At 69.7% G+C, this 24,566-nt stretch carries 21 protein-coding genes and 1 tRNA gene; 14 read left to right on the top strand and 8 right to left on the bottom strand.

Annotated features, from left to right (window positions below):
• Positions 1 to 4 precede the first annotated feature (4 nt).
• The 3 genes from EGT67_RS05515 to EGT67_RS05525 all read right to left on the bottom strand — a co-directional run bounded on the left by EGT67_RS05515 (position 5) and on the right by EGT67_RS05525 (position 5,071).
• A complete protein-coding gene (locus EGT67_RS05515; protein ID WP_127915050.1) occupies positions 5 to 691 on the bottom strand; it encodes a nucleoside triphosphate pyrophosphohydrolase in 687 nt (228 codons plus the stop codon).
• A gap of 5 nt (positions 692 to 696) precedes the next feature.
• A complete protein-coding gene (gene mfd / locus EGT67_RS05520) occupies positions 697 to 4,353 on the bottom strand; it encodes a transcription-repair coupling factor (RefSeq protein ID WP_127915051.1) in 3,657 nt (1,218 codons plus the stop codon).
• Positions 4,354 to 4,480: 127 nt separating this feature from the next.
• The gene (locus tag EGT67_RS05525; RefSeq protein WP_127915052.1) at positions 4,481 to 5,071 is read right to left on the bottom strand and encodes a TetR/AcrR family transcriptional regulator; all 591 of its coding nucleotides are present in this window, start codon (positions 5,069 to 5,071) and stop codon (positions 4,481 to 4,483) included.
• A 172-nt stretch (positions 5,072 to 5,243) separates the two neighbouring features.
• Between EGT67_RS05525 and EGT67_RS05530 the strand changes: the two genes are divergently transcribed.
• The 6 genes from EGT67_RS05530 to EGT67_RS05555 all read left to right on the top strand — a co-directional run bounded on the left by EGT67_RS05530 (position 5,244) and on the right by EGT67_RS05555 (position 10,082).
• A tRNA-Gln gene (locus EGT67_RS05530) sits at positions 5,244 to 5,314 on the top strand.
• Positions 5,315 to 5,575: 261 nt separating this feature from the next.
• Entirely contained in the window at positions 5,576 to 7,054 is a 1,479-nt protein-coding gene (gene glmU / locus EGT67_RS05535; protein WP_127915053.1) for a bifunctional UDP-N-acetylglucosamine diphosphorylase/glucosamine-1-phosphate N-acetyltransferase GlmU, read from the top strand.
• On the top strand, positions 7,051 to 8,031 hold the full coding sequence (locus EGT67_RS05540; protein WP_127915054.1) for a ribose-phosphate diphosphokinase: 981 nt from the start codon (positions 7,051 to 7,053) through the stop codon (positions 8,029 to 8,031). Before glmU ends, EGT67_RS05540 begins: the two co-directional genes overlap by 4 nt.
• A 64-nt stretch (positions 8,032 to 8,095) precedes the next feature.
• Positions 8,096 to 8,731, top strand: coding sequence for a DUF2461 domain-containing protein (locus EGT67_RS05545; RefSeq protein WP_127915055.1), 636 nt, complete (start codon positions 8,096 to 8,098; stop codon positions 8,729 to 8,731).
• A 141-nt stretch (positions 8,732 to 8,872) separates the two neighbouring features.
• Entirely contained in the window at positions 8,873 to 9,556 is a 684-nt protein-coding gene (locus tag EGT67_RS05550; protein WP_127915056.1) for a hypothetical protein, read from the top strand.
• A gap of 16 nt (positions 9,557 to 9,572) precedes the next feature.
• A complete protein-coding gene (locus tag EGT67_RS05555; RefSeq protein ID WP_127915057.1) occupies positions 9,573 to 10,082 on the top strand; it encodes a GNAT family N-acetyltransferase in 510 nt (169 codons plus the stop codon).
• On the opposite strand, the gene egtD is transcribed toward EGT67_RS05555, so the two are convergent.
• Genes egtD through egtA form a run of 4 tightly spaced genes read right to left on the bottom strand, consistent with a single transcriptional unit; the run spans position 10,083 to position 14,334 of the window.
• On the bottom strand, positions 10,083 to 11,054 hold the full coding sequence (gene egtD / locus EGT67_RS05560; RefSeq protein WP_127915058.1) for an L-histidine N(alpha)-methyltransferase: 972 nt from the start codon (positions 11,052 to 11,054) through the stop codon (positions 10,083 to 10,085).
• 36 nt (positions 11,055 to 11,090) lie between these two features.
• A complete protein-coding gene (gene egtC, locus EGT67_RS05565; RefSeq protein WP_127915059.1) occupies positions 11,091 to 11,819 on the bottom strand; it encodes an ergothioneine biosynthesis protein EgtC in 729 nt (242 codons plus the stop codon).
• Positions 11,819 to 13,111, bottom strand: a complete 1,293-nt coding sequence (gene egtB, locus EGT67_RS05570) for an ergothioneine biosynthesis protein EgtB (RefSeq protein WP_241565904.1) — start codon at positions 13,109 to 13,111, stop codon at positions 11,819 to 11,821. The genes egtC and egtB overlap by 1 nt, the downstream gene beginning before the upstream one ends.
• On the bottom strand, positions 13,108 to 14,334 hold the full coding sequence (egtA, locus tag EGT67_RS05575; protein WP_127915061.1) for an ergothioneine biosynthesis glutamate--cysteine ligase EgtA: 1,227 nt from the start codon (positions 14,332 to 14,334) through the stop codon (positions 13,108 to 13,110). Before egtA ends, egtB begins: the two co-directional genes overlap by 4 nt.
• 87 nt (positions 14,335 to 14,421) lie before the next feature.
• On the opposite strand from egtA, the gene EGT67_RS05580 reads away from it, so the two are divergent.
• From EGT67_RS05580 to EGT67_RS05600, 5 genes are all read left to right on the top strand, one after another.
• On the top strand, positions 14,422 to 15,594 hold the full coding sequence (locus EGT67_RS05580) for an aminotransferase class V-fold PLP-dependent enzyme (protein WP_127915062.1): 1,173 nt from the start codon (positions 14,422 to 14,424) through the stop codon (positions 15,592 to 15,594).
• A gap of 137 nt (positions 15,595 to 15,731) precedes the next feature.
• Complete coding sequence (locus EGT67_RS05585) at positions 15,732 to 17,207, top strand: FAD-dependent oxidoreductase (protein WP_127915063.1); 1,476 nt, start codon at positions 15,732 to 15,734, stop codon at positions 17,205 to 17,207.
• Between the two features lie 271 nt (positions 17,208 to 17,478).
• Positions 17,479 to 18,075 (top strand): 50S ribosomal protein L25/general stress protein Ctc, encoded by a 597-nt coding sequence (locus EGT67_RS05590; protein ID WP_127915064.1) that lies wholly within the window; start codon positions 17,479 to 17,481, stop codon positions 18,073 to 18,075.
• Between the two features lie 98 nt (positions 18,076 to 18,173).
• Positions 18,174 to 18,752, top strand: coding sequence for an aminoacyl-tRNA hydrolase (pth, locus tag EGT67_RS05595; RefSeq protein ID WP_127915065.1), 579 nt, complete (start codon positions 18,174 to 18,176; stop codon positions 18,750 to 18,752).
• A 170-nt stretch (positions 18,753 to 18,922) separates the two neighbouring features.
• A complete protein-coding gene (locus EGT67_RS05600) occupies positions 18,923 to 19,414 on the top strand; it encodes a YfbM family protein (RefSeq protein ID WP_164877489.1) in 492 nt (163 codons plus the stop codon).
• Here EGT67_RS05600 and EGT67_RS05605 read toward each other — a convergent pair whose 3' ends face one another.
• Positions 19,415 to 21,043 (bottom strand): fatty acyl-AMP ligase, encoded by a 1,629-nt coding sequence (locus tag EGT67_RS05605; RefSeq protein ID WP_127915067.1) that lies wholly within the window; start codon positions 21,041 to 21,043, stop codon positions 19,415 to 19,417. It lies immediately after the preceding gene.
• A gap of 163 nt (positions 21,044 to 21,206) precedes the next feature.
• Between EGT67_RS05605 and EGT67_RS05610 the strand changes: the two genes are divergently transcribed.
• From EGT67_RS05610 to EGT67_RS05620, 3 genes are read left to right on the top strand one after another with little or no spacing between them, the layout of a single operon-like run.
• On the top strand, positions 21,207 to 22,889 hold the full coding sequence (locus tag EGT67_RS05610) for a peptide chain release factor 3 (RefSeq protein WP_127915068.1): 1,683 nt from the start codon (positions 21,207 to 21,209) through the stop codon (positions 22,887 to 22,889).
• The gene (pnuC, locus tag EGT67_RS05615) at positions 22,886 to 23,554 is read left to right on the top strand and encodes a nicotinamide riboside transporter PnuC (protein ID WP_127915069.1); all 669 of its coding nucleotides are present in this window, start codon (positions 22,886 to 22,888) and stop codon (positions 23,552 to 23,554) included. Before EGT67_RS05610 ends, pnuC begins: the two co-directional genes overlap by 4 nt.
• 28 nt (positions 23,555 to 23,582) lie before the next feature.
• The gene (locus tag EGT67_RS05620) at positions 23,583 to 24,455 is read left to right on the top strand and encodes an LLM class F420-dependent oxidoreductase (RefSeq protein ID WP_127915070.1); all 873 of its coding nucleotides are present in this window, start codon (positions 23,583 to 23,585) and stop codon (positions 24,453 to 24,455) included.
• Positions 24,456 to 24,566: the final 111 nt, after the last annotated feature.

Raw genomic sequence — 24,566 nt, forward strand, 5'->3', positions numbered from 1 at the left:
GGACCTACCGCATCCAGTGGGTCCGCCAGGCGTCCGCGTCGAGTCCGCCCCACGGGACCCCGTCGGCGTGCGCGGCGGACTCGGCGGCCCGGATCCGTTCGACGAAACGCAGTGTCGCCTTGCGCAGTTCGTCCTCGGCGCTGCCGGGGCCACCCAGCCGCACCACCCGCAGCTCGTCCGGCACCAACTCGTCCGGCAGCCCGGCCTTGCGGGCCCGCGAAATCACCTTCTCGGCGAGCGCGAGCGCGGGTTGCAGGAGTGCGATGCCGTCGATGCAGGATTCGCGCGCCTTCTCCGCGGCCTTGCGCACCTCCCATGCCCGCTCCTGCTCGGCGATGTCCACCGGGCCGACGACGTCCTCGGCCAGGTGCGGGCTGCGGTGCGCGAGTTTGGCGACCAGCGTCGCGGCCACGTCGTCGACCGTGAACTCCCCCGCGGCCTCGGCGATCCGCGAGTGGAACAGCACCTGCAGCAACAGGTCTCCGAGTTCCTCACGGATACCGTCGGGGTCGCCGACCTGCACCGCGTCGAGCAATTCGTAGGTTTCCTCGAGCAGGTACGGCCGCAGCGAGTCGTGGGTCTGCGTCACCTCCCAGCCGCCGTAACCCCACAGCTTGTCCATCACCTCGACGGCCTCGATGAGCGCGTCACCGGCGCGCCACCCGTCGCGGCGCTCCCCACTGGCACTCATCCGGGTCAGACCCCCGCCTGCGCGCCGGTCCGCGTGCTCACGTCGACCGACCCCGCCGCCTTGCCGTCCATCGCGAGCAGGAAGTCCGCGATGTACTGCAGCAGTTCGACGTCGCGCACCCGTTCGGCACCCACACCGCCGGATCCGGTGCGCGGCAACGGCATCTGGACCATTCCGGTGGTGGCACGGTACTGCGCGCTGGGATAGATCCGCTTGAGCCGCAACTGCTTCGAATCCGGGAGCTGCATCGGCGACACCTTGAGCTGGGTGCCGGTGACGGCGACCTCCTCGATCCCGTACTCGCGGCACAGCAGGCGCAGCTTCGCGACCGACACCAGTCGGCCCACCTCCTCGGGCAGCGGGCCGTACCGGTCGACGAGTTCCTCGACGACCCCGGCGATGGCGTCGGTGTCGACGGCGGCCGCCAGCTTGCGGTAGCCCTCGAGACGGAGGCGGTCGCTCGTGACGTAGTCGGGCGGGATGTGCGCGTCGACCGGCAGGTCGATCCGCACCTCCTTCGTCTCCGGTTCGGTCGTGACCGGTCGGCCGTCCGCGATCGCGCGGTACGCCTCGACGGCCTCGCCGACCAGTCGCACGTACAGGTCGAAGCCGACACCCGCGACGTGACCGGACTGCTCGGCGCCGAGAACGTTGCCGGCGCCGCGGATCTCGAGGTCCTTCATCGCGACGGCCATACCGGCGCCGAGATCCGAGTTCTGCGAGATGGTCGCGAGCCGGTCGTACGCGGTCTCGGTGAGCGGCTTCTCCGACGGGTACAGGAAGTACGCGTAGCCGCGTTCGCGGCTGCGGCCGACCCGACCGCGCAACTGGTGCAGCTGCGACAGGCCGAGCGAGTCGGCCCGCTCGACGATGAGCGTGTTGGCGTTGGAGATGTCGAGGCCGGTCTCGATGATCGTCGTGCAGACGAGGACGTCGAACTCGCGCTGCCAGAAGCCCTGCACGGTCTTCTCGAGCGTCTCCTCGTTCATCTGCCCGTGCGCGACGACGACCCGCGCCTCCGGAACGAGGTCACGAATCCTCTTGGCGGCCTTGTCGATCGAGCTGACTCGGTTGTGGACGTAGAACACCTGTCCGTCGCGCAGGAGCTCGCGGCGGATCGCGGCGGCCACCTGCTTGTCCGCGTACCCGCCCACGTACGTGAGGATCGGGTGCCGCTCCTCCGGCGGGGTCAGGATCGTCGACATCTCCCGGATACCGGCCATGCTCATCTCGAGCGTGCGCGGGATCGGCGTCGCCGACATCGTCAGCACGTCGACGTGCGTGCGCAGTGCCTTGATGTGTTCCTTGTGCTCGACGCCGAAGCGCTGCTCCTCGTCGACGACCACCAGACCGAGGTCCTTCCAGCGGACACCGGTCTGCAGCAGGCGGTGGGTGCCGACGACGACGTCGATCTCCCCCTCCGCCAGTTGCGCGATGATCTCCTTGGACTCGGCGGCGTCGGTGAAGCGGGACAGCCCGCGCACCTTCACCGGGAACGACGCCATCCGCTCGGAGAACGTCTGCAGGTGCTGCTGCGCGAGCAGCGTCGTCGGGACCAGCACCGCGACCTGCTTGCCGTCCTGGACGGCCTTGAACGCGGCGCGGACCGCGACCTCGGTCTTGCCGTAGCCGACGTCACCGATCACGACGCGGTCCATCGGGACCGGCTTCTCCATGTCGGCCTTCACCTCGTCGATGACGGTCAACTGGTCGTGGGTCTCGGTGAACGCGAAGGCGTCCTCCATCTCCTTCTGCCACGGGGTGTCGGGGCCGAACGCGTGACCGGGCGCGGCCTGGCGCGCGGCGTACAGCTGCACGAGCTCGCCCGCGATCTCCCGAACCGCCTTGCGCGCCTTGCGTTTGGTGTTCTGCCAGTCGGAGCCGCCCAGCTTGGACAGGGCGGGCATCTCACCGCCCACGTAGCGCGAGAGCTGGTCGAGCGACTCCATCGGCACGAACAGCCGGTCGCCCGGGTGCCCGCGCTTGCTGGCCGCGTACTCGATGACCAGGTACTCGCGGCGCGCGCCGCCGATGGTGCGCTCGACCATCTCCACGAACCGGCCGATGCCGTGCTGGTCGTGGACCACCATGTCCCCGGCGGTCAGCGCCAGCGGGTCGACCTGGTTGCGCCGCTTGGCCGGCATCTTCTTGCCGTCGCCCGCCGCGGCGACCCGATTGCCGGTCAGGTCGGACTCGGTGACGATCACCAGGCCGGGCACCCCGGCGGCCTCGTCGCCCGGCAGCACCAGGCCCTCGTGCAGCGAGCCGCACAGCACGCCCACCAGTCCGCGGGCCGGTTCGGCGCCCGGGGCGAGTTCGCCGGCGGGGACGTCGGCGTCGCGCAACCGCTCGAGGACACGGTGTGCGGTGCCCGAACCCGCGACGACGACCACCGCCCGCCCGCCGGTCGTCACGTGCGCGCGCAGGTTCACGAACAACATCGACAGCAGTTCGTCGGAGCCGCGCACCTCGGGCGCCGACTGCACCGGCAGCACCGTCTCGTCGTCGCGGCCGGACGCCAGCGGGCTGATCGTCCACCACGGGCGCCCCTGTGCCTCGGCGGTCTCCCGGACCTGCCGCAGCGACCGGTACGCCGAGGCGCCCAGGTCGATGCCGCCACCGAGGACCGAGGTGTCGATCGGGGCCGCGCCGCCGATCGACGCTGCGGTCCACGACGCCTCCAGGAACTCCTGCCCGGTCCGCACCAGATCCGTTGCGCGAGTGCGAATCTTCTCGGGGTCGCACAGCAGGACGTGGGTGTCGCGCGGCAGCGCGTCGGTGAGGAGTTGCAGCTCGCCCGGCTGCAGCAGCGGCAGCAGCGCCTCCATGCCCTCGACCGGGATGCCGGCCGAGAGCTTGTCGAGCATCTCGACCAGCGCGGCGTCGGCCGGGTTGTCGGCCGCGAGCTGCGCGGCCCGGTCGCGCACCGCCTCGGTGAGCAGCAGTTCCCGGCACGGGGGCGCGATGACGGAGGCGAGCTCGAGCTCGGGCAGCGAACGCTGGTCGGCGACCGAGAACGCGCGCAGCTCGGTGACCTCGTCACCCCAGAACTCGACACGCACGGGATGGTCGGCGGTGGGCGGGAAGAGGTCGAGGATGCCACCGCGGACCGCGAACTCTCCGCGCTTGCCGACCATGTCGACGCGGGTGTACGCGAGCTCGACGAGGCGGGCGATCAGCGAGTCGAAGTCGTGCTCGGTGCCGACCCGCAGGATGATCGGCTCGATCTCCCCCAGCCCGGGGGCCATCGGCTGCACCAGCGAGCGCACGGTGGTCACGATCACCCGCAGCGGCGGACCGTACTCGGGGTCGTCGGGCCGGGCCAGGCGGCGCAGCACCTGCAGCCGACGTCCGACGGTGTCCGCGCTCGGCGAGAGCCGCTCGTGCGGGAGGGTCTCCCACGACGGGAACTGCGCGACGGCGTCACCGATGATCTCGCGCAGCTCGACGGTGAGGTCGTCGGCCTCGCGGCCGGTGGCGGTGACCAGCAGCAGCTGCGCCTTCTCGGACACGGCCGTCGCGACGAACGGGCGCACCGGGTTGGGGGCGACGATGTCGAGCGCCGCGCGACCCACACTGTCGACCACTTGCCCGATCGCGGAGTCCGTGAGGACGGTCCGCGCGAGCCCGGCGAGCGGTGTCGGCCCGCCGACAGGCGCCACGGACGGAGCTGAAGAGGACACGGAAGACAACGACGGCGCTCCTGATGTCGTGAAATGCAGACTGTTCGATTCTAGGCGCGCGGACCGACACGAGGCCCGGCGCCCGCTCCGGGCCGAACCGGGCGGATCACTCCCCCAGCTGCGGATCCGCTTCGAGGTTCGTGAGCCCGTTCCAGCACAGGTTCACCAGGTGCGCGGCGACGACCTCCTTCGACGGCGTCCGCTCGTCGAGCCACCACGTCGCGGTGGTGGCGACCATCCCGACCAGCGCCTGGGCGTACAGCGGCGCGAGTTCCGGGTCGAAGCCGCGGCGCGCGAAGTCGCCGGCCAGGATGTGCCCGACCTGGCGGACCGCCTCGTTGAGCAGGCTCGAGTAGGTGCCCTCGGCGGCCGCGACCGGCGAGTCCCGCACGAGGATCCGGAAGCCGTCGGTGCGCTCCTCGACGTAGGTCAGCAGCGCCAGCGCCACCCGCTCGACGCGGACGCGGGAGCGGTTCTGCGTCAGCGACGACGTGATCATCTCGAGCAGCTTCGACATCTCACGGTCCACGACGACCGCGTACAGCCCTTCCTTGCCGCCGAAGTGTTCGTAGACCACGGGCTTGGAGACCTGGGCGCGCGCCGCGATCTCCTCGATCGAGGCGGCCTCGTAGCCGCGCTCGGCGAACAGTGTCCGACCGATCTCGATCAACTGTTCCCGTCGCTGCGTCCCGGTCATCCGAGTCCGGGGAGTACGTTCGGGATTCGAGGACTCCCGTGCTGGTCGCGACACTCGAGGTACCGTCCTTTCCGACACGCCGCAGGCGAATTTCTCGAGCAGTTCGACGCGCGGCGCGTCGGCATGCGAGGATCGTTCCCGCGCTGCGAGCACCAGCTCGCCCGCGCGGTAATCCGCCGTAGTGTAATGGCAGCACCTCTGATTTTGGTTCAGATAGTTCAGGTTCGAGTCCTGGCGGCGGAGCCCATCGACACGACCACGACCCGACTGTGATTCCGGCCACCGTAAGCCGACCAGTCGGTCCGATCTCGCTAATTTCCCGCTACCTCGCCTCTGCGATCGGCCGTCCCGACGCGCGCGGTTCCACCGACGAGTGCGCTCGCGCACCGCTACGCTCGGGCACGTTGCCATCTCGTGAACGGCTCGCGATATTCTTTTCCGGAACGTGTGCGACGAGTCCGGCCGCTGGAGCGGCTAAGCGTAGATCGACTTCGAGGGAGCTTCATGCCACCGCAGACCGCCGTCATCGTCCTCGCTGCCGGTGCCGGGACGCGAATGCGGTCGAAGACCCCCAAGGTGCTGCACACCCTGGCCGGTCGATCGATGCTCGCCCACTCTCTCCATGCCGCCGCCGCCGTCGATCCCACCGAACTCGTGACCGTGATCGGACACGACCGCGAAGCGGTCTCCGCCGCCGTCGACGAGGTCGCCAAGGACCTCGGGCGCGCCGTCGCCACCGCCGTCCAGGACGAGCAGAACGGCACCGGTCATGCCGTCGGCTGCGGACTGACCGCCCTGCCCGACGACTTCGCCGGCACCGTGCTGGTGACCGCCGCCGACGTCCCACTGCTCGACGCCGACACGCTCCGCGCGCTCGTCGACACGCACACCGCAGAGCCCGCCGCCGCGGTGACCGTGCTCACCTCGACGGCACCGGATCCCACCGGGTACGGACGGATCCTGCGGACCACGGACGGCGAGGTCGCCGCGATCGTCGAGCAGGCCGACGCCACCGAGGCCCAGCGCGCGATCACCGAGGTCAACTCCGGGGTCTACGCCTTCGACGCCGCCACGCTCCGCAGCGCGCTCGCATCCCTGAGCGCGGACAACGCGCAGGGCGAGCTGTATCTCACCGACGTCATCGCCATCGCCCGGCAGGCCGGGAAAACCGTTCGGGGCCAGAACATCGCGGACAACCACTTGGTGGCCGGCGCGAACGACCGCGTCCAGCTCGCCACTCTCGCAAGGGAACTGAACCGGCGGATCCTCGAGCGCCACATGCGCGCCGGTGTCACCGTCGAGGACCCGTCGAGCACCTGGGTCGACGTCGGCGTGACGATGGGCCGCGACGTGACCCTGCGTCCGGGCGTGCAACTCCGCGGCGCCACGAGCGTCGCCGAGGACGCCGTGATCGGCCCCGACACCACGCTCACCGACGTCACGGTCGGCGAGGGCGCGTCGGTGATCCGGAGCCACGGCCACGACGCGGTGATCGGCCCCGACGCGACCGTCGGCCCGTACACGTACCTGCGACCCGGCACCGTCCTGGGCGCGTCCGGCAAGCTCGGCGCCTTCGTCGAGACCAAGAACGCCGACATCGGTGCACACTCGAAGGTGCCGCACCTCACGTACGTGGGCGACGCGACCGTCGGCGAGCACAGCAACATCGGAGCATCCAGCGTTTTCGTCAACTACGACGGCGTGAACAAGAGTCGCACCGTCGTCGGTTCGCATGTACGCACCGGATCCGACACCATGTTCGTCGCCCCGGTCCATGTCGGGGACGGCGCCTACACGGGCGCGGGCACGGTCCTGCGCAACGATGTTCCGCCGGGGGCGCTCGCCGTCTCGGGTGGAAAGCAACGCAATATCGAGGGTTGGGTCCAGCGCAACAGGCCCGGCACTCCCGCTGCGGAGGCGGCGGCACTAGCACTCCAGCAAGAATCCGATCGGCAAGAACCAAAGGATGGCGAAGATCAGTGAGCGCGATATCCAGCGACGTGCAGAAGAACTTGATGCTCTTCTCGGGCCGCGCACACCCCGAACTGGCGGAGCAGGTGGCCAAGGAACTGGACATCAAGGTCACGCCGCAGACCGCTCGTGACTTCGCCAACGGCGAGATCTTCGTCCGGTTCGAGGAGTCGGTGCGAGGCTCGGACGCCTTCGTCCTGCAGAGCTTCCCCGCGCCGCTCAACCAGTGGCTCGTCGAGCAGCTGATCATGATCGACGCCCTCAAGCGTGGTTCGGCCAAGCGGATCACCGCGATCCTGCCGTTCTACCCGTACGCGCGTCAGGACAAGAAGCACCGCGGCCGCGAGCCCATCTCCGCTCGCCTCATCGCCGACCTGCTCAAGACCGCCGGCGCCGACCGCATCATCACGGTCGACCTGCACACCGACCAGATCCAGGGCTTCTTCGACGGACCGGTCGACCACATGCACGCCCTCGGCCAGCTGGCCGACTACGTGCGCGACAACTACGGCACCGAGAACATCTGCGTCGTCTCCCCCGACGCCGGTCGCGTGAAGGTCGCCGAGAAGTGGGCCGACGCCCTCGACGGCGCACCGCTCGCGTTCGTCCACAAGACCCGTGACCCGCTGGTCCCGAACCAGGTGAAGTCGAACCGCGTCGTCGGTGACGTCAGCGGCCGCACCTGCGTGCTGATCGACGACATGATCGACACCGGTGGCACCATCGCCGGCGCCGTCGAGGTCCTCAAGAACGCCGGCGCGGGCGACGTCATCATCGCGACCACGCACGGCGTGTTCTCCGATCCGGCGGCCGAGCGCCTCGCGAATTGCGGCGCCAAGGAGGTCATCGCCACCAACACGCTGCCGATCCCGGAGGAGAAGAGGTTCCCGACGCTGACGGTGCTGTCCATCGCACCGCTGCTGGCGCGGACCATCCAGGAGGTCTTCGAGAACGGCTCGGTGACGTCCCTCTTCAACGGCATCGCCTAGATCCGTTCCTCGCCCGTGCCCGGTTCGCCCCTGGCGTGCCGGGCACGGGCGTAGTGTCTCCGGTGTGTTCTCCGGTTTCCCGACCACCGCACTGGATTTCTACGAGGACCTCGAGGCCGACAACAGCAAGGCCTTCTGGACCTCCCACAAGTCGATCTACGACACCGACGTGCGGGTGCCCATGGTCGACCTGCTCGCCGAACTCGAACCGGAGTTCGGTTCCGGCAAGGTGTTCCGCCCCTATCGCGACGTCCGGTTCTCGAAGGACAAGTCGCCCTACAAGACCCACCAGGGCGGGTTCGTCGAGGCCTGCCCGGGTGTCGGTTTCTACGTCCAGATCGACGCATCCGGGTTGTTCGTGGCCGGCGGCTACTACTCCCACACCCCCGAGCAACTTGCGCGTTACCGCGAGGCCGTCGACGACGAGCGCCGCGGCCGCGCCCTGCAGCGGGTCGTGCGCAAACTCGGATCGTCGGACTACGACATCGGTGGCGACCGTCTCGCCACCCGCCCCCGCGGTGTGGCACCGGATCATCCACGCCTCGAACTGCTGCGGCACCGGACGCTGACGGCCGGGTCGCATCTGGGTTGTCCCGACTGGCTCGGCACCGGCGAGGCGGCCGACCACGTGCGGGTCGCCTGGCGTGCGATGAGCCCCCTCGTCGACTGGTTCACGAGCGCGTTCGGCGCGAAGGGGTGAACTCGGCGGGGAGCGGAGAACGCGTGTGGCACAAGACTTTGCCGCTACCGGCCGGTACCGGGCATGAGTTTGGTCACGGACGGCGGAAAAATTGGACCTCGGTGTAGCCGGGCTCGAAGCGGTGCCTTATTGTGGCTCGTCGTGATCGACGCGCAGACCCTGGAAAGCCCTTCCGCAGGCCCTGAATTCTCGAACAGCCAAACGGTTCGCCGATGGACTCCCGGGTCTTGTGTGTGGTGCGGAAGCGACGATTCGATCGAGGAGTTCCGCAACGAGCCGCGCTGTGGAACGTGCCGCGAGCACGAGGGCGTGATCGACGAGGCTCGCAAGTTCATGGGCATGTACGGCCTGCGCCCGATCGGCGGCACCCTGCAGTCGGACGACGAGGAAGAGCGCGAGTGGCGAGTGGCCGCCCGTGACGCCCGCGCGGCCCTGAACGGGATCCGTCTGGCCGAGCCGCCGGACCCGGCCCTGGTTCGCAAGGCGATGCGTCCCAAGGCCGCTCGCATCGTCAGCGCCTTCGACGCCGAGTCCGCGCCCGCGCGCAAGGCGCCCGCCGCCCGTCCCCGTACGGCGCCGTCCGCTCCCGCCCCCACGCCGACCGCGGCCGTCGCACCGGCGAAGAAGCTCGACGTCGCCGCGCTCGAGGAGCGCGTGACGGGTCTGCTGGACCAGCTCACCAAGGTCGACACGCAGATCGAGCTCGCCGAGGCCGGACAGGGCCTGGCCGCGCGGGCCCGCCTCAACGACCTCAACGGCCAGAAGGCGACCATCCTCCGCACGCTCGCGGCGCTGGAGAAGGCCCGCCGCAGCGCGGGCGCATAGGGACGCACCGCCCGACATGCTGGTCCGCGACGCCACCCCGAACGATCTGCCCGGCATCCTCGAGATCCACAACGAGGCGATCGCCAACTCGACGGCGATCTGGGACGAGACGCTCGCCGACCTCGACGAACGGCGGTCGTGGTTCGACGACCGCCGCCGCCTCGGCTTCCCGATCCTGGTCGCGGACATCGACGGCCGGGTCGCCGGGTACGCGTCGTACGGGGTGTGGCGGCCCAAGAGCGGCTACCGCCACACCGTCGAGAACTCGGTGTACGTGCACGTCGACTTCCACCGGCGCGGCATCGCGACGGCCCTGATGACCGAACTGATCGCCCGGGCCCGCGCCGGCGGGATCCACGTGATCGTCGCCAGCGTCGAGTCGGCCAACGCCACGTCGATCGCGCTGCACGAGCGGTTCGGTTTCCGCGTGGTCGCCCAGATGCCCGAGGTGGGGCGGAAGTTCGGCCGCTGGCTGGACATGACCTACCTGCAGCTGACGCTGCCCGATCCGTACGCGGACGCCTAGTCAGCCACGCCGGGCACAGACCAGCGCGAAACGGTCGTCGGGGTCGGTCCAGGTCTGGACCTCGTCGAATCCGGCGGCCGCGAGTTCTCGCCGAATGCCGTCCTCCCGAAACTTGGCGGAGATCTCGGTCCGCATCTGTTCCCCCGAGTCGAACGGCACGGTCAGTCCGAGATCCGGTATGTGCACGGTCATCTCGGACATGGCCTCGAGCCGCATCTCGATCCACTCGTTGATGGGATCCCACACCGCGACGTGCCGGAACCGGTCCAGGTCGAAGTCCGCGCCCAACTGTTTGTTCAGCACGGAGAGCACGTTCAGGTCGAACTGCGCGGTGACCCCGGCCGCGTCGTCGTACGCCGGCACCAGCACCGCAGGGTCGGTCACCAACGCGACGCCGAGCAGCAGGTGCTCCCCCGGGTCCAGGACGTCCGCGATGCCGGCGAGGAACTCGCGGCGCTCGTCGGGCACCAGGTTGCCGAGCGTGCCGCCCAGGAACGCGATCATCCGCCGGCCCCCGCCGGGCAGGTGATGCAGCGACTCGGTGAAGTCCCCGACCACCCCGTGCACGCCGATCTCGGGGAACTCCTTCGCGATGCGCCGGGTGGCGTCCCGCAGCGCACTCTCCGAGACGTCCTGCGGGACGTACCGTTCCAGCGACCCCCGCGCCCCCAGTTCCTCGAGCAGCAGCCGCGTCTTCTCCGACGACCCCGACCCGAGTTCGACGAGGATCTCCGGCACCGCGACGTCGGCGATCTCCCGCGCGTGGGCCTCGAGCAGCGCCCGTTCGGTGCGCGTCGGGTAGTACTCCGGCAGCCGCGTGATCCGCTCGAACAGTTCGCTGCCGCGCGCGTCGTAGAACCATTTGGGCGGCAGCCACTTGGGCGACGACGTCAGCCCGCGTGCGGCGTCCGTCCGCAGCGCCGCGGTCAGCTGCTCGGGTGCGATGTGGACCTCGAGGGTCGGTGCACTCATTCCTCTCCCATCTGAAATGTTCGGCTCGGATGACGCTCACAGCGGGGTGTTGATCAGGTGACCGGGTCGTGCGGTGACGATGTGCCCGTCGGGTATCTCCTTCCACTCGTGGTTCCGGTCGAACGGTTCGGAGCTCAGGACCGCACGGTCGTCGTCGACGAGCGCCGACAACGAGTGGTCCCACGTCGTGGCCCACAGCTGCCGTCCGTCACCGAGCAGCATGTTCAGCCTCGACTCGGGCGCGGCCTCGGCCACGAGCTGCGTGACCTGTATCAACGCGACCTCCGGACTGTTCTCCCGCAGCGCGTCCCGCACCAGCAGCCACAGCAGCGCCGAATCGGTGGGTGCCTCCAGGCCCAGCAGGTCGACGGTCGGCAGTCCCCGCGCCGGCTCCACCATCGATTCGGGCCAGCCGACGATCCGCCCGTTGTGGCTGAACGCCCAGTGCCCCGAGACGAACGGCGCGCACGCGCTGCGTTCGACCGGCATCCCGACCGTCGCCGAACGGATCGCCGCGAGCACCGCGTGCGAGCGGACCCGCGAGAGCATCTCGGGCAGTGCGGGATCCGACCAGATCGGCATCGCGCTGCGGTACCGCGACAGCGTCGACCCCCACCATGCGGCGCCGAACCCGTCGGCGTTGATGGTGCCGCCGCCGCGCATGTCCCGTGGGTCCCACGACTGCCGCAGCAGCGAGAACTCCCCCGCCGTGATCACCTCGCGGACCGAGCGCGTCGGACCGACGTAGCCCAGATGGCGACACATCAGACGTCCCTCGCGCAGCGGAAGCCCGCGAAGATCTGGCGTCGGATCGGATGGTCCCAGTTCCGGAACGTGCCCCGGCACACCACCGGGTCGGTCCCGAACGAACCGCCGCGCAGGACACGGTAGTCGCCGCCGAAGAACACCTCGGAGTACTCCCGGTAGGGGAACGCCTCGAAGCCCGGGTACCCGGTGAACGGCGACGACGTCCACTCCCACACGTCGCCGATCAGTTGGTACACACCCGCCGGGGACGCACCCTTGGGATAGGACCCGACCGGGGCGGGACCGAGATGGCGCTGCCCGACATTGGCCCGCCGGCGGTCGGGATCGTCGTCACCCCAGGGGAACCGCCGCGAGCGTCCGCTGGCCGGATGCCAGCGCGCCGCCTTCTCCCACTCGGCCTCCGTGGGCAACCGCTTGCCGGCCCACCGCGCGTACGCCTGCGCCTCGAACCAGCAGACGTGCACCACCGGTTCGGCCGGCGGCACCGGTTCGAGCACCCCGAACCGCTGCCGCCACCAATGCCCGCCGCCGTCGCCGATCCAGAACTGCGGCGCCTCGAGCCCGGCCTCGACCCGATGCCGCCATCCGCGGGTGCTCCACAGTTCCCGCCGCCGGTAACCGCCGTCCTCGATGAACGCCGTGTAGTCGGCGTTGCTCACCGGGACGGTGTCGATCGCGAACTCGTCGACGAACACCCGGTGCGCGGGCCGCTCGTTGTCGAGCGCCCAGTGGTCCTCGGACGTTCCCATCGTGAATTCGCCTGCCGGGATGACGACTTCGGGTTCGAGCACCGGAGCGATGGGGACGGCGACGGGCGGCGCGGTCAGCACCGCCACCCCGGCACGCAACTGGTGTGTCGCGAGCATCGTCTCGTCGTGCTGCTGTTCGTGCTGCGCGATCATGGCGAACGCGAACCCGTTCTCCTCGAGCCGACTGCCACGAAACCTGCTCGCGTCCAGAACGTCCCAGACCTTCTCCCGGACCTCGCCGACGTAGCGCCGGGCCTCCCCGGGCCCCAGCAGCGGGAGCGTCGGGCGCGCCGCGCGCGCGTGCTTGAACGCGTCGTACAGCTCGTCGATGTCGCTGCGCACCGCGTCACGGCCGCCGACGTCCCGGACCAGCCACAGCTCCTCCTGGTTCCCGATGTGGGCGAGATCCCACACCAGCGGGCTCATCAGGGGCGAGTGCTGTGCCACGAGATCGGGCTCGTCGACGCAGTCGGTGAGCGCGACCGTGCGCTGCCGGGCCCTCGACAACGCCGACTCGAGCTGCTCGCGCAGGCCGTTCACCTGGGCTCCTCGTCCGGCCGCTCGCCGCGATGGCACCGTCGGGCGGCGGCCGCCAGTTCCGATGCGAGAACGCGGTCCGGCGCGTGGTCGGCCGCCAACTCGAGCAACGCGACCGCGCCGCTGCGCAGATCGCCGTCCGCCAGCCCGTCACGCGCCGCATCCCGCCACCGGCCGCGGGTCGGCAACGCGACGTCGAGGGCCTCCGGCGCGATCAGCAGCGCCTCGAGCGCCGCCACCGGCAGGCGCCACCGGTCACCCGGCTGGGTGTCGAAGTACCGCACCTCGAGGTGGCCGACCGCCCGGACCGGGGGAAACACCGTCGTCAGGTGGTAGTCGAGGTCGGCGCGCGTTGGCCGCCGACCGAGTTCGTCGTCGAGCGCGCCGTCGATCCAGTCCGCGAACGTCGCACCGGGCGGGGCCGCCCAGCACGGTCCGTCGCGCCTCACGCACAGCAGCGGGACGTCGAGCACCCACCGCGCGTAGTCGCCGATCGGGTCCACCGAGAACTCCCCGGACTCCGCGGGCCCGCTCGTGCGCGACCCGTCGAGCTCGAGCCAGGTCCGCATCCGCTGCGACGCCCAGTCGCCCGAGGGGATGCCACGCAGCCGCGGCGAGCACGCGAACGCCGCGATCAGCGCGGGCCCGACGGTGTGCAGCAGGTTCCACCGGCGGGCGACGTCCGCGGTGTCGGCCCCGACGTCGACGCTGACCTGCACGGCCGCGGTGTTGCACATCATGAGCTTGCCGAACGGGCCGATGTCCTCGAACCGCTCCTCCATCGCCCGGTAGCGCGGCAGTTGGAGCAGGCGCTGCGCGGGCCGCCGGGAATCGGCGGCGTGCGCGTGTGTAGTGATGGAGCGGGTCGCGAGCAGCGCGCGCAGGGTCCGTTCGTCGGAGGCGAGGGCGTCGCAGATCGCGACGGCACTGTCGCGGGGCGCGCTGGAGAGTTCTATCTGACCACCGGGTTCGATGGTGACGAGGCTGCCGGACGGCAGCGGGTGCGCGGGAGAATCGGGGACGATCGACCGCGGGGCGTGAGGCCCGAGAGCTGCGGCGATGGATGCGAGGTCGGGGCGGGTGGACGAGGGACTTCGGTGTTCGGTGAGCCATTCGAGTTCGGCACCGATCAGCCTCGGAGGCCCCAGCTTGAAGCACACTCCGCCGACGTAGGACTCTGCCGCGGGGCGCGTGCTGAGACCGGTGGACTCGACTGCGACAACCATGCCATCCTCCCCTCGGGAGCGGTCGAGCGTCCTCCTCGAGGGTAGAGCCCGCTCCCCGTCGTGGCTACCGATCGGGAGGATTTGGCGATGCTCGACATGGAACGGCTTCGACGCGATACCCCGGGATGTCTGGAAAGGGTGTTTCTCGACAGCGCGGGCTCGTCACTGCCACCGCAGCCGGTGCTGGCGACCGTGATCGGGCACCTGCGCCGCGAGGCCGAGGTCGGCGGCTACGTCGCGGCCGCCGAACGGGCCGACGACCTCGCCGCGGTGCGCGGGTCGCTGGCCGCGCTGATCGGCGCGGCGCCGCGCGACATCGCCCTCATGGACAGCGCCACGCGGGCCTGGAGCGAACTCGTGGCCGCGATCCGCTTCGCGCAGGGCGACCGGATCCTGATCTCCCAGGTGGAGTACGCCAGCAATGCGATCACCGCACTGCACCGTGCCCGCGCGACGGGTGCGACGGTGGAGGTCGTCCCGAGCGATCCCAGCGGTCGCATCGACGTCGAGGCCCTCGAACGGATGCTCGACGACCGCGTCCGATTGGTGTCGCTGGTCCACGTTCCGACGAACGGCGGGTTGATCAATCCGGTCCGGGAGGTGGTGGAGGCGGCGCATCGCCACGGCGCGCTGGTGCTGCTGGACGCGTGCCAGTCGGTGGGGCAGGTTCCCATCGACGTCGGCGCGCTCGGGGTGGACGCGCTGTCCGCCACCGGCCGGAAGTGGCTGCGCGGACCGAGAGGAACCGGGTTCCTCTATGTGCGTGGTGAACTCGCGGGATCCCTCGAGCCGACAGGGCTGGATCTGCACGGCGCCGAGTGGACCGGCCCGGACGCGTATCGACCGGCGCCGGACGCGCAACGATTCGAGTTGTGGGAATGCGACGTCGCCGCACGCCTCGGGCTCGGTGCGGCGGCCGACTACCTGCTCGGCATCGGAATCGAGTACGCCGCAACCGCCATCGCCGATCGTGCCGAGAGGATGCGCGGCGGCCTCGGTGATCTCCGCGGTGTGACCGTCCGCGACCTTGGCACCGATCGCTGCGGCATCGTCACCTTCACCGTCGAGGGCGTCGATCCGGGAAGCGTCCGGGAACAGCTGGCACGCAACGCGATAACGGTGACGGTGAGCGGGCGGTCGTCGACTCTGCTCGACATGAGCGCGCGCGGACTCGACGCGGTCGTGCGCGCCTCCGCGCACTACTTCGTGTCCGACAGCGACATCGACCGGTTCCTGGCGGCCGTCGCGCGGGTCGCCTGACCCCTTCACCGAACGGACTGGTCGGTCGGGTCACATTCGAAGATGGGTTCCCGCTGGGCGGGATCTCCATGACGTCAAACCTTCCTCCGGTGTAAATGATCTGTGTCACACATTTATTCGCGTGAGAGGACCACCACATGGCTGACGCCACACCGATCCGTCCCATCCCGGCAGAGCAGGTCACCGAATGGGCCTACGAGGCCGACGTCGTCGTCGCCGGGTTCGGTGTCGCCGGCGCCTCCGCCGCTGTGGGCGCCGCCCAGGCGGGCGCCGACGTCCTGGTGCTCGAGCGCACCGGGGGCTGGGGTGGCGCCGCGGCGATGGCCGGCGGCTTCATCTACATGGGCGGTGGCACCCCGCTGCAGAAGGCGTGCGGGTTCGAGGACACCGTCGACAACATGAAGGCCTTCATGAAGGCCGCTCTCGGCCCCGGCACCGACGAGGCGAAGATCGACGCCTACTGCGACGGCAGCGTCGACCACTACCACTGGTTGGTCGACGAGTGCGGCGTGCCGTTCAAGATGAGCTTCTGGGGCGAGCCGGGCTGGGAGCCGCCCGGAGACGACGGCCTGCAGTACTCGGGCGGTGAGAACGCCGCGCCGTTCAACGCCACCATTCCCCCGGCCCCGCGTGGTCACGTCCCGCAGATGTCGGACAAGCAGAGTGGCGGCGAAAAGGGTGGCGGCTACATGCTGATGAAGCCGCTCACCGACAAGGCGGCCGAGCTGGGCGTGCGCGCCGAGTACGACATGCGCGTGCAGGCCCTGATCGTCGATACCGATGGTCGCGTCGTCGGCATCCAGGCCAAGCAGTACGGCAAGGATGTCGCCGTTCGCGCCCGCAAGGGCGTCGTCCTGGCGACCGGCAGCTTCGCATACAACGACACCATGCTCGAGTCGTACGCACCGAAGTTGGTGGGCCGGCCGGCCGCATCGATCGAGGAGCACGACGGCCGGGCGATCCGCATGGCACAGGCACTCGGCGCCGACCTCGCGCACATGGACGCGGCTGAGGTTGCGTTCTTCTGCGATCCGCAGCTCTTCATCCGCGGCATCCTGGTCAACGGCCGCGGCCAGCGGTACATCAACGAGGACACCTACCCGGGCCGCGTCGGTCAGGCCACGCTGTACGAGAACGAGAACCAGTCGTACCTGATCATCGACGAAGCCGCGTACGAGGAGGGCCTAACCCGCCCGACCGCGACCGAACAGCTGCGGCACCAGCCCAAGTGGGTTGGCGAGACTGTCGAGGAACTCGAGGCGGAAATGGGCCTGCCCGCCGGCGCCCTCCAGTCCACGGTCGACGTCTACAACCGTCATGCCGAGAACGGCGAGGATCCGCTGTTCGGCAAGAAGCCTGAGTGGGTCAAGCCGATCGGCTCCCCCGTCGCCGCGATCGACCTGCGCGGTATGACGGGCGGCTTCACGCTCGGCGGCCTGCGCACCAACGTCGACTCCGAGGTGCTGCACGTCTCCGGCGAGCCGATCCCCGGCCTGTTCGCGGCCGGCCGCTGCACCTCCGGCGTCTGCGCCGGCGGCTACGCGTCCGGGACCTCGCTGGGCGACGGCAGCTTCTTCGGCCGTCGCGCCGGCATCAGCGCCGCCAAGGCCTGACGCCCCCCACCCGAACCGGATCGGCCCGGTCGACGCACTCTCGCGCCGACCGGGCCGATTCCCGTCCGGCCCCGCACGTCCGGTAGAGTATTTCGAGTTGTCTCGGCGAGGGCGATTCGCGAAGCACCTTCACACGCTGAATCACCGTGATCGACGCGGCTACGGCTCTGCACGGGCAGTTCTGCCCGCCAGCCGGTCCGTGTCCGTCCGCCTCTCGCCGCGACGAACGACCGCCAACGAAATCTCACGTGAGTTGTAGGAGCCGTTTCACATGTCTGACGAAAACCGCCTCGTAGCCTCGGTCCGTTCCGAGTTCGGCAAGGGCGCTGCCCGCCGCGCTCGTCGCGACGGCCAGGTTCCCGCCGTCGTGTACGGCCACGGCACCGACCCGCAGCACCTGAACCTCCCGGCTCGCGAGTTCGCCGCCATCCTGCGCGCGCACGGCACCAACGTCGTCATCAACCTGGAGATCGACGGCAAGGAGCAGCTGGCGCTGACCAAGTCGGTCGTCGTCCACCCGATCCGCCGCCACATCGAGCACGCCGACCTCCTCATCGTCCAGAAGGGCGAGAAGGTCGCGGTCGAGGTTCCGATCGTCGTCACCGGCACCGCCGCTCCCGGCGCGCTGGTCACCGAAGAGGTCACCACGATCAAGCTCGAGGTCGAGGCTCTGCACATCCCCGAGTCCGTCGAGATCTCGGTCGAGGGCGCCGAGGTCGGCACCCAGTTCCTGGCCGGCGCTGTCGCGCTGCCCAAGGGTGCGACCCTGGCCGACGACGCCGAGCTGCTGCTGGTGAACATCGTCGCCGCTCAGGCTGCCGAGCCGGCCGCCGGCGAGGAGACCGAGGCTGCCGAGGCCGAGGCCTGATCAGCATCTCGCTGAACATCCAGCGGCGCGTCGATCCCGTTCGGGTTCGACGCGCCGCTGTCGTATGAGCACCGTCGTTTCGAAAGGACTGTCGAGCAGTGAGTGACGAGACCGGCACCGCAGTGGTCGTCGGCCTGGGCAACCCGGGACCGCAGTACGAGAAGACCCGCCACAACGTCGGCTTCATGGTGGCCGACGTCCTCGCCGGGCGCGTGGGCGGAAAGTTCAGCGCCCACAAGCGCAGCGGCGCCGAGATCGTGCAGACCCGGCTCGTCGGCCGGCAGGTGATCCTCGCCAAGCCCCGCTCGTACATGAACCTCTCGGGCGGCGCGGTGTCCGGGCTGGCCCGCTTCTTCTCCGTCAAGCCGGAGAACATCGTCGTCATCCACGACGAGCTGGACCTCGACTTCGGCACCATCCGGCTCAAGCAGGGCGGCGGCGAGGGCGGCCACAACGGCCTGCGCTCGATCTCCCAGTCCCTCGGCACCAAGGACTACCTGCGCACCCGTGTCGGCATCGGGCGCCCCCCGGGCCGCCAAGACCCCGCCGACTACGTACTCAAGCCGTTCTCCAGCGTCGAACGCAAGGAACTCGACCTCGTCTGCGAGGAGTCCGCGGACGCCGTCGAACTGGTCCTGCAACTCGGACTCGAGGCGGCGCAGAACCGGCTGCACTGATCGCCTCCACGAGCGGCGGGCATCACACACCTCCTGCCGGCATCACACACCTTCTCGACGCAGAAATGGTGTGTGACAACGCCAGAAGGTGTGTGATTCGTCCGCCGGCAGCGGACGTGTCGGCGGGTGGTGATTGGATCACGCCACGTCGATCAATGGGAGGAATCGGAATGACGGCTCTCGCGGTGCTCTTCGCCCTGGACGGCAACGACGCCGAACGGCTGCTGGCCTGCCGGGACGACGACGAGTTGATGCAGCTCGTCGGGGAGGTCGAGGAGCGCTGGGAAGCGGACCACGTCTGCGAGCTCGACAAGTCCTGGGACGCGATGCACCGCTGCCTCACGGACGGCGACCTGGCCTTCGACAACGGCGAGTTCCCCCTGTCGCACGTCATCCTCGGCGGGGTGCCGCTGCACGAAGAGGACGACTATCTCGTCTGCTACGTCACCGCTGAGCAGGTTCCCGAGGTCGCAGCAGCCCTGGAACCCCTTGACGGGCAGTGGCTGCGCGATCGCTTCGCCACGCTCACGTTCGACGATTACGACGGCGCCGGCGATGCGGACGACATCGAGTACACCGTGGCCTTTCTGTCCGGGCTCAAGGACTTCTACCGCGCGGCAGCGCGGAACGGCCGGGCCGTGATCTTCACGGTGGATCAGTAGTCAGAGCAACCCGATCGAGCTCGACCGCCGCAGCTTGCCCGACGACGTCTTGGGGATCGAGCCGGGACCGAGCACGGCAACGGAGCGTGGCCGCACGCCGACCTCGGCGACGACGGCGTGCACCACCTCGTGTTCGATGCGCTTGACCTCGTCGGGGTCGTCGATTGCGTTGGTCTCCACGGCAACCGCGAAGCTCTCGCGCTTGTCGCCGGCGTCGAGGCGGATCGCGACGGCGTTGCCCGGGCGCACCCCCGCGACCGATCCGGCTGCGCGCTCGATGTCGGTGGGATAGATGTTGCGGCCGCCCATGATGATGACGTCCTTGACGCGCCCGCACACGACGACGAGCCCCTCTTCGGTGAAGTAGCCGATGTCGCCGGTGCTGATCCAGCCGTCCTCGTCCTGCGTGGAAACCGGACCGTCGACGGTGAGATAACCAGGGGTGACGGACTTTCCGCGCAGCTCGATCACCCCGACCGCCCGCCGTGGCAGTTCCAGCCCGTCCTGCGCGACGACCCGGCCCTCGAGCCCGGGGACGAGCGGACCCAGGGTTGCCAAGCGCCGGGCGTTGCTCCGGCTGGAGCGGACCGCCAGCCCGCCCGCTTCGAGCAGGTCCGGGTCGACATGGTCGACCACCAGTCCCTGCCCGGGTTCGGGCACCGACACCGCGAGCGTCGCCTCGGCCATCCCGTAGGTCGGCGCGAGGGCGAGCGGGTCGAGTCCGAAGCGGGCGCCGGCCTCCGCGAGCGCGACCATCGTGTCGGGGTCGACCGGCTCGGCACCGTTGAGCAGGCAGCGCATCGACGACAGGTCGTACTCGCCGTTCGGGGCCTGCGCGAGCCGACGGGCCAGCAGCGAGTACGCGAAATTCGGTGCGGCGGTGACGGTTCCGCGGTACTTGCCCATCAGTTCGGCCCACAGAAGCGGGGTCCGGAGGAAGTCGAGCGGGGTGATGTGGACGGTCGTGGCACCGATCTGCATCGGCACCGAGAGGAACGCGATCATCCCCATGTCGTGGAAGAGCGGCAGCCAGCTGATCATCACGTCCCGGTCGGGGCTGAACTTGACGCGGTCGATCATCGCGTAGGCGTTGGCGTAGAAGTTGGCGTGCGTGAGCTGCACAGCCTTGGGTGAACCGGTGGACCCGGACGTCAGCTGTTGCAACGCGATGTCGGTCTCGGCGGTCTCGACGGGGTCGATGTCCTCGCCGTCGCGCATCTCGTCGATCGTCACGACCCGGATGCCGCGTTCCATCAACAGCGGCACCGCCGGTTCGAAGGGCGCACCGACGATCACCGCGGTGGCCTCGATCATCCGGATGATCGCCTCGGTGTCCTGCGCCCACACCTGCAGATCGGTCCGCGGGGTCGGCTGGTGCAGCATCGTCACCGACGCGCCCCGCATCCACGTCGCCTGGCAGACCGGCGCGATGTCGACGGGCATGCCGGCGAGAACGCCGATCGCGTCGCCCGGTCGTATCCCGGCGGCGGCGAGCGCACCGGCCATCCGGCGCGCGACGGCGTGCACCTCGCCCCACTCCTGCCGGAGCGGCGCGTCGGGCTCACCGGTGATCAGGGCCTGCGCGCTGGTCGCGGCCGTGGCATACATCTCGTCGGTGAACTTGCTCATCGAAAGCTCCTCCGGTTCAGTCCGGACACTACGACTGCGCGGCCGATCCCCTCACGTATATCCGGAAGCGGTGCCGACCTGTTACTGCAGGACACCGCCCGCGTACCCTGGTAACGGTTCTGACCTGTTCGTCCACCGACCCCGACTCTCGAGAGGTTCACCGTTGACCAGCGCCCCCGACTCGGCCGAACTCACCACCGCCGAGAAGGCGCCGATCGCCGGTTCCGCACCGAAGTCCCTCGCGGCCGAGGCCGCGCGACGTCGCACGTTCGCGGTCATCTCCCACCCCGACGCCGGTAAGTCGACGCTGACCGAGGCGCTCGCGCTGCACGCGAAGGTGATCTCGGAGGCCGGTGCCGTGCACGGCAAGGCCGGACGCAAGTCGACGGTGTCCGACTGGATGGAGATGGAGAAGGCCCGCGGCATCTCGGTCTCGTCGACGGCGCTGCAGTTCAACTACCACGCCGAGGAGACCCCGGACGACCAGATCAACGTCGTCAATCTGGTCGACACTCCCGGCCACTCCGACTTCTCGGAGGACACCTACCGTGTGCTCACCGCCGTCGATGCCGCGGTGATGCTCATCGACGCCGCGAAGGGCCTCGAGCCGCAGACCCTCAAGCTGTTCCAGGTGTGCCGCCACCGCGGCATCCCGGTCATCACCGTGATCAACAAGTGGGACCGCCCGGGCCGCACCCCGCTGGAACTGCTCGACGAGATCGACGAACGGATCGGCCTCACCCCCACGCCGCTGTACTGGCCGGTCGGGATCGCCGGCGACTTCCGTGGTCTGCTCCGCCGGGGCGAGGACGGTGTCGCGCAGGAATACATCCGCTTCACCCGTACCGCGGGCGGCGCCAAGATCGCCCCCGAGGAGGTCATGGATGCCGACGCCGCCGCGGCCCGCGAGGGCGACGAGTGGGTGACCGCGGCCGAGGAGAGCGAACTGCTCTCGGCGAGCGGCCAGGACCACGACCAGGAGCTGTTCCTGGCCGGTCAGACCTCGCCGGTGATCTTCGCGTCCGCGATGCTCAACTTCGGCGTCCGGCAGATCCTCGACACCCTCATCGCGCTGGCCCCCGCGCCCGGCGCCCGCAAGGACGTCGCCGACGGCGCCCGCGAGGTGACCGACCCGTTCAGCGCGGTCGTGTTCAAGGTGCAGGCCGGCATGGACGCCGCCCACCGGGACCGTCTGGCGTTCATGCGTGTCGTCTCTGGCGTGTTCGAACGCGGCATGGTCGTCACGCACGCCCAGACCGGCAAGCCGTTCGCGACCAAGTACGCGTTGACGGTGTTCGGCCGCGACCGCAACACGGTCGAGAACGCGTATCCGGGCGACATCGTCGGTCTGGTCAACGCCAACGCACTCGCCCCCGGCCACACGCTGTTCAGCGACAAGAAGGTGGAGTTCCCGCCGATCCCGTCGTTCGCCCCCGAGCACTTCTCGGTGCTGCGCGCCGAGAGCGCCAGCAAGTACAAGCAGTTCCGCCGCGCGGTCGACCAGCTCGAGTCCGAGGGCGTCGTGCAGATCCTGCGCAACGACATCCGCGGCGACGCCTCCCCCGTGATGGCCGCCGTCGGCCCCATGCAGTTCGAGGTGGTCGCGGCCCGCATGAAGGCCGAGTTCAACGTCGAGGCCCGGATGGAGCCGCTCGGCTACGCCCTCGCCCGGCGCACCGACGCCGAGTCGGCGGTCGAGCTGGGCCGCCAGCGCGGCGTCGAGGTGTTCACCCGCACCGACGGCGTGCTGCTGGCACTGTTCAGCGACAAGTGGCGGCTCCAGTACATCCAGAAGGAGATGCCGGAGCTCACGCTCGAGGCGCTTGTCGCCGCGGGCGATCAGTGAGCCTGCTGCAGACACTGTTCGACGCCGAACTGCACATCGGCGGCGCCACGATCCTGTGGCGCGAGATCATCGGCAACGCGTTCGGCATCGCGTCCGCGATCGGCGGGATGAAGCGGGTCGTGTGGGCGTGGCCGGTGGGGATCATCGGCAACGCCCTGCTGTTCACGGTGTTCATGGGTGCGCTGTTCCACACCCCGCAGGACCTCAACCTGTACGGCCAGGCCGGGCGACAACTGCTCTTCATCACGGTGAGCGTGTACGGCTGGACGCGTTGGCTGCAGTCGCGGAACGACTCCGGCAAGGCCGTGCTCCCGCACTGGGCGTCCACCCGCGCGCGGGTGGGCATGATCGCGACGATGGCGCTCGGCACCGTCGTGTTCGCGAAGGTCTTCGAGGCGCTCGGGTCGTGGGGCCCGTGGCCCGACGCCTGGATCTTCACCGGGTCGATCCTCGCCACCTACGGCATGGCCCGCGGCTGGACCGAGTTCTGGTTGATCTGGATCGGCGTCGACGCCGTCGGGGTGCCGCTGCTGTTCAGCGGCGGCTACTACCCGTCGGCGCTGCTGTACCTGGTGTATGCGGCCTTCGTGTTGTGGGGCTTCGCGGTGTGGTTGCGGATCCAGCGCCGGTCCGCGGCGCAGATGGACGTCACCGCGTCGGAATGATCCACCGACCTGTCCTGTTTGACCCGGTATGGCAGAGGTCACAGCACAGGATTCGGTAGCAACTCCGACGTTCGGCAGGTTCGGTGTGTGGCGGGCGGCGTACGTCACGACACCGAAGATGGTCGCCGAGATCGAACGACTCGGCTACGGCGCCATCTGGGCCGGCGGCTCCCCGCCCGCCGATCTGCAGGTGATCGAGGACCTGATCGCCGGCACCGAGAAGATCACCGTGGCGACCGGGATCGTCAACATCTTCTCCGCGCCGGCCGACGAGATCGCGAAGTCGTACCAGCGCATCGAGTCCCGCCACCCGGGGCGCTTCGTCCTCGGCATCGGCGTCGGACACCCCGAGGTGGCCGGTATGGGCGCCGACAAGCCGTACGACGCGCTCGTCCGCTACCTCGACGTCCTCGACGACGCCGGCGTCCCGAAGGAGCGGCGGGTACTGGCCGCGCTCGGCCCCAAGGTCCTGCGGCTGGCGGCGGACCGATCCGCCGGCGCGCACCCCTATCTGACGCCGCCCGAGCACACCCGGCAGGCGCGGGAGATCCTCGGCCCCGACGCGCTGCTCGCGCCGGAACAGAAGGTGGTCCTGTCCACCGACTCCGACGCCGCCCGCGCGATCGGCCGCGAGGCCGTCGAGAACCCGTACCTGCACCTGCGGAACTACCGCCGCAACCTCGAACGCCTCGGTTTCCGGACCGCGGAACTCGACAACGGCGGCAGCGACCGCGTCATCGACGCGCTCGTCGCGCACGGCGACGCGACCACCGTCGCGGCCCGCCTCACCGCGCACCTCGACGTGGGCGCCGACCACGTCGCGATCCAGGTGCTGCCGATGGCGGGCGAGCCGCTCCCGGCGCTGCGGGAACTCGCGGCGCAGCTCGGCGTCGGCGGCTAGACCGCGGCCGCCTCGCCCGAGGGGATCTGCTCCTCGGGCGGATATGCGCGTTTCGGCACTCAAACTGGACGCTTGGTTTACAGTCTCGGACCGTAGGTGAACCTAACTTCT

Source organism: Prescottella agglutinans, from assembly GCF_004011865.1.
Lineage (GTDB): Bacteria > Actinomycetota > Actinomycetes > Mycobacteriales > Mycobacteriaceae > Prescottella > Prescottella agglutinans.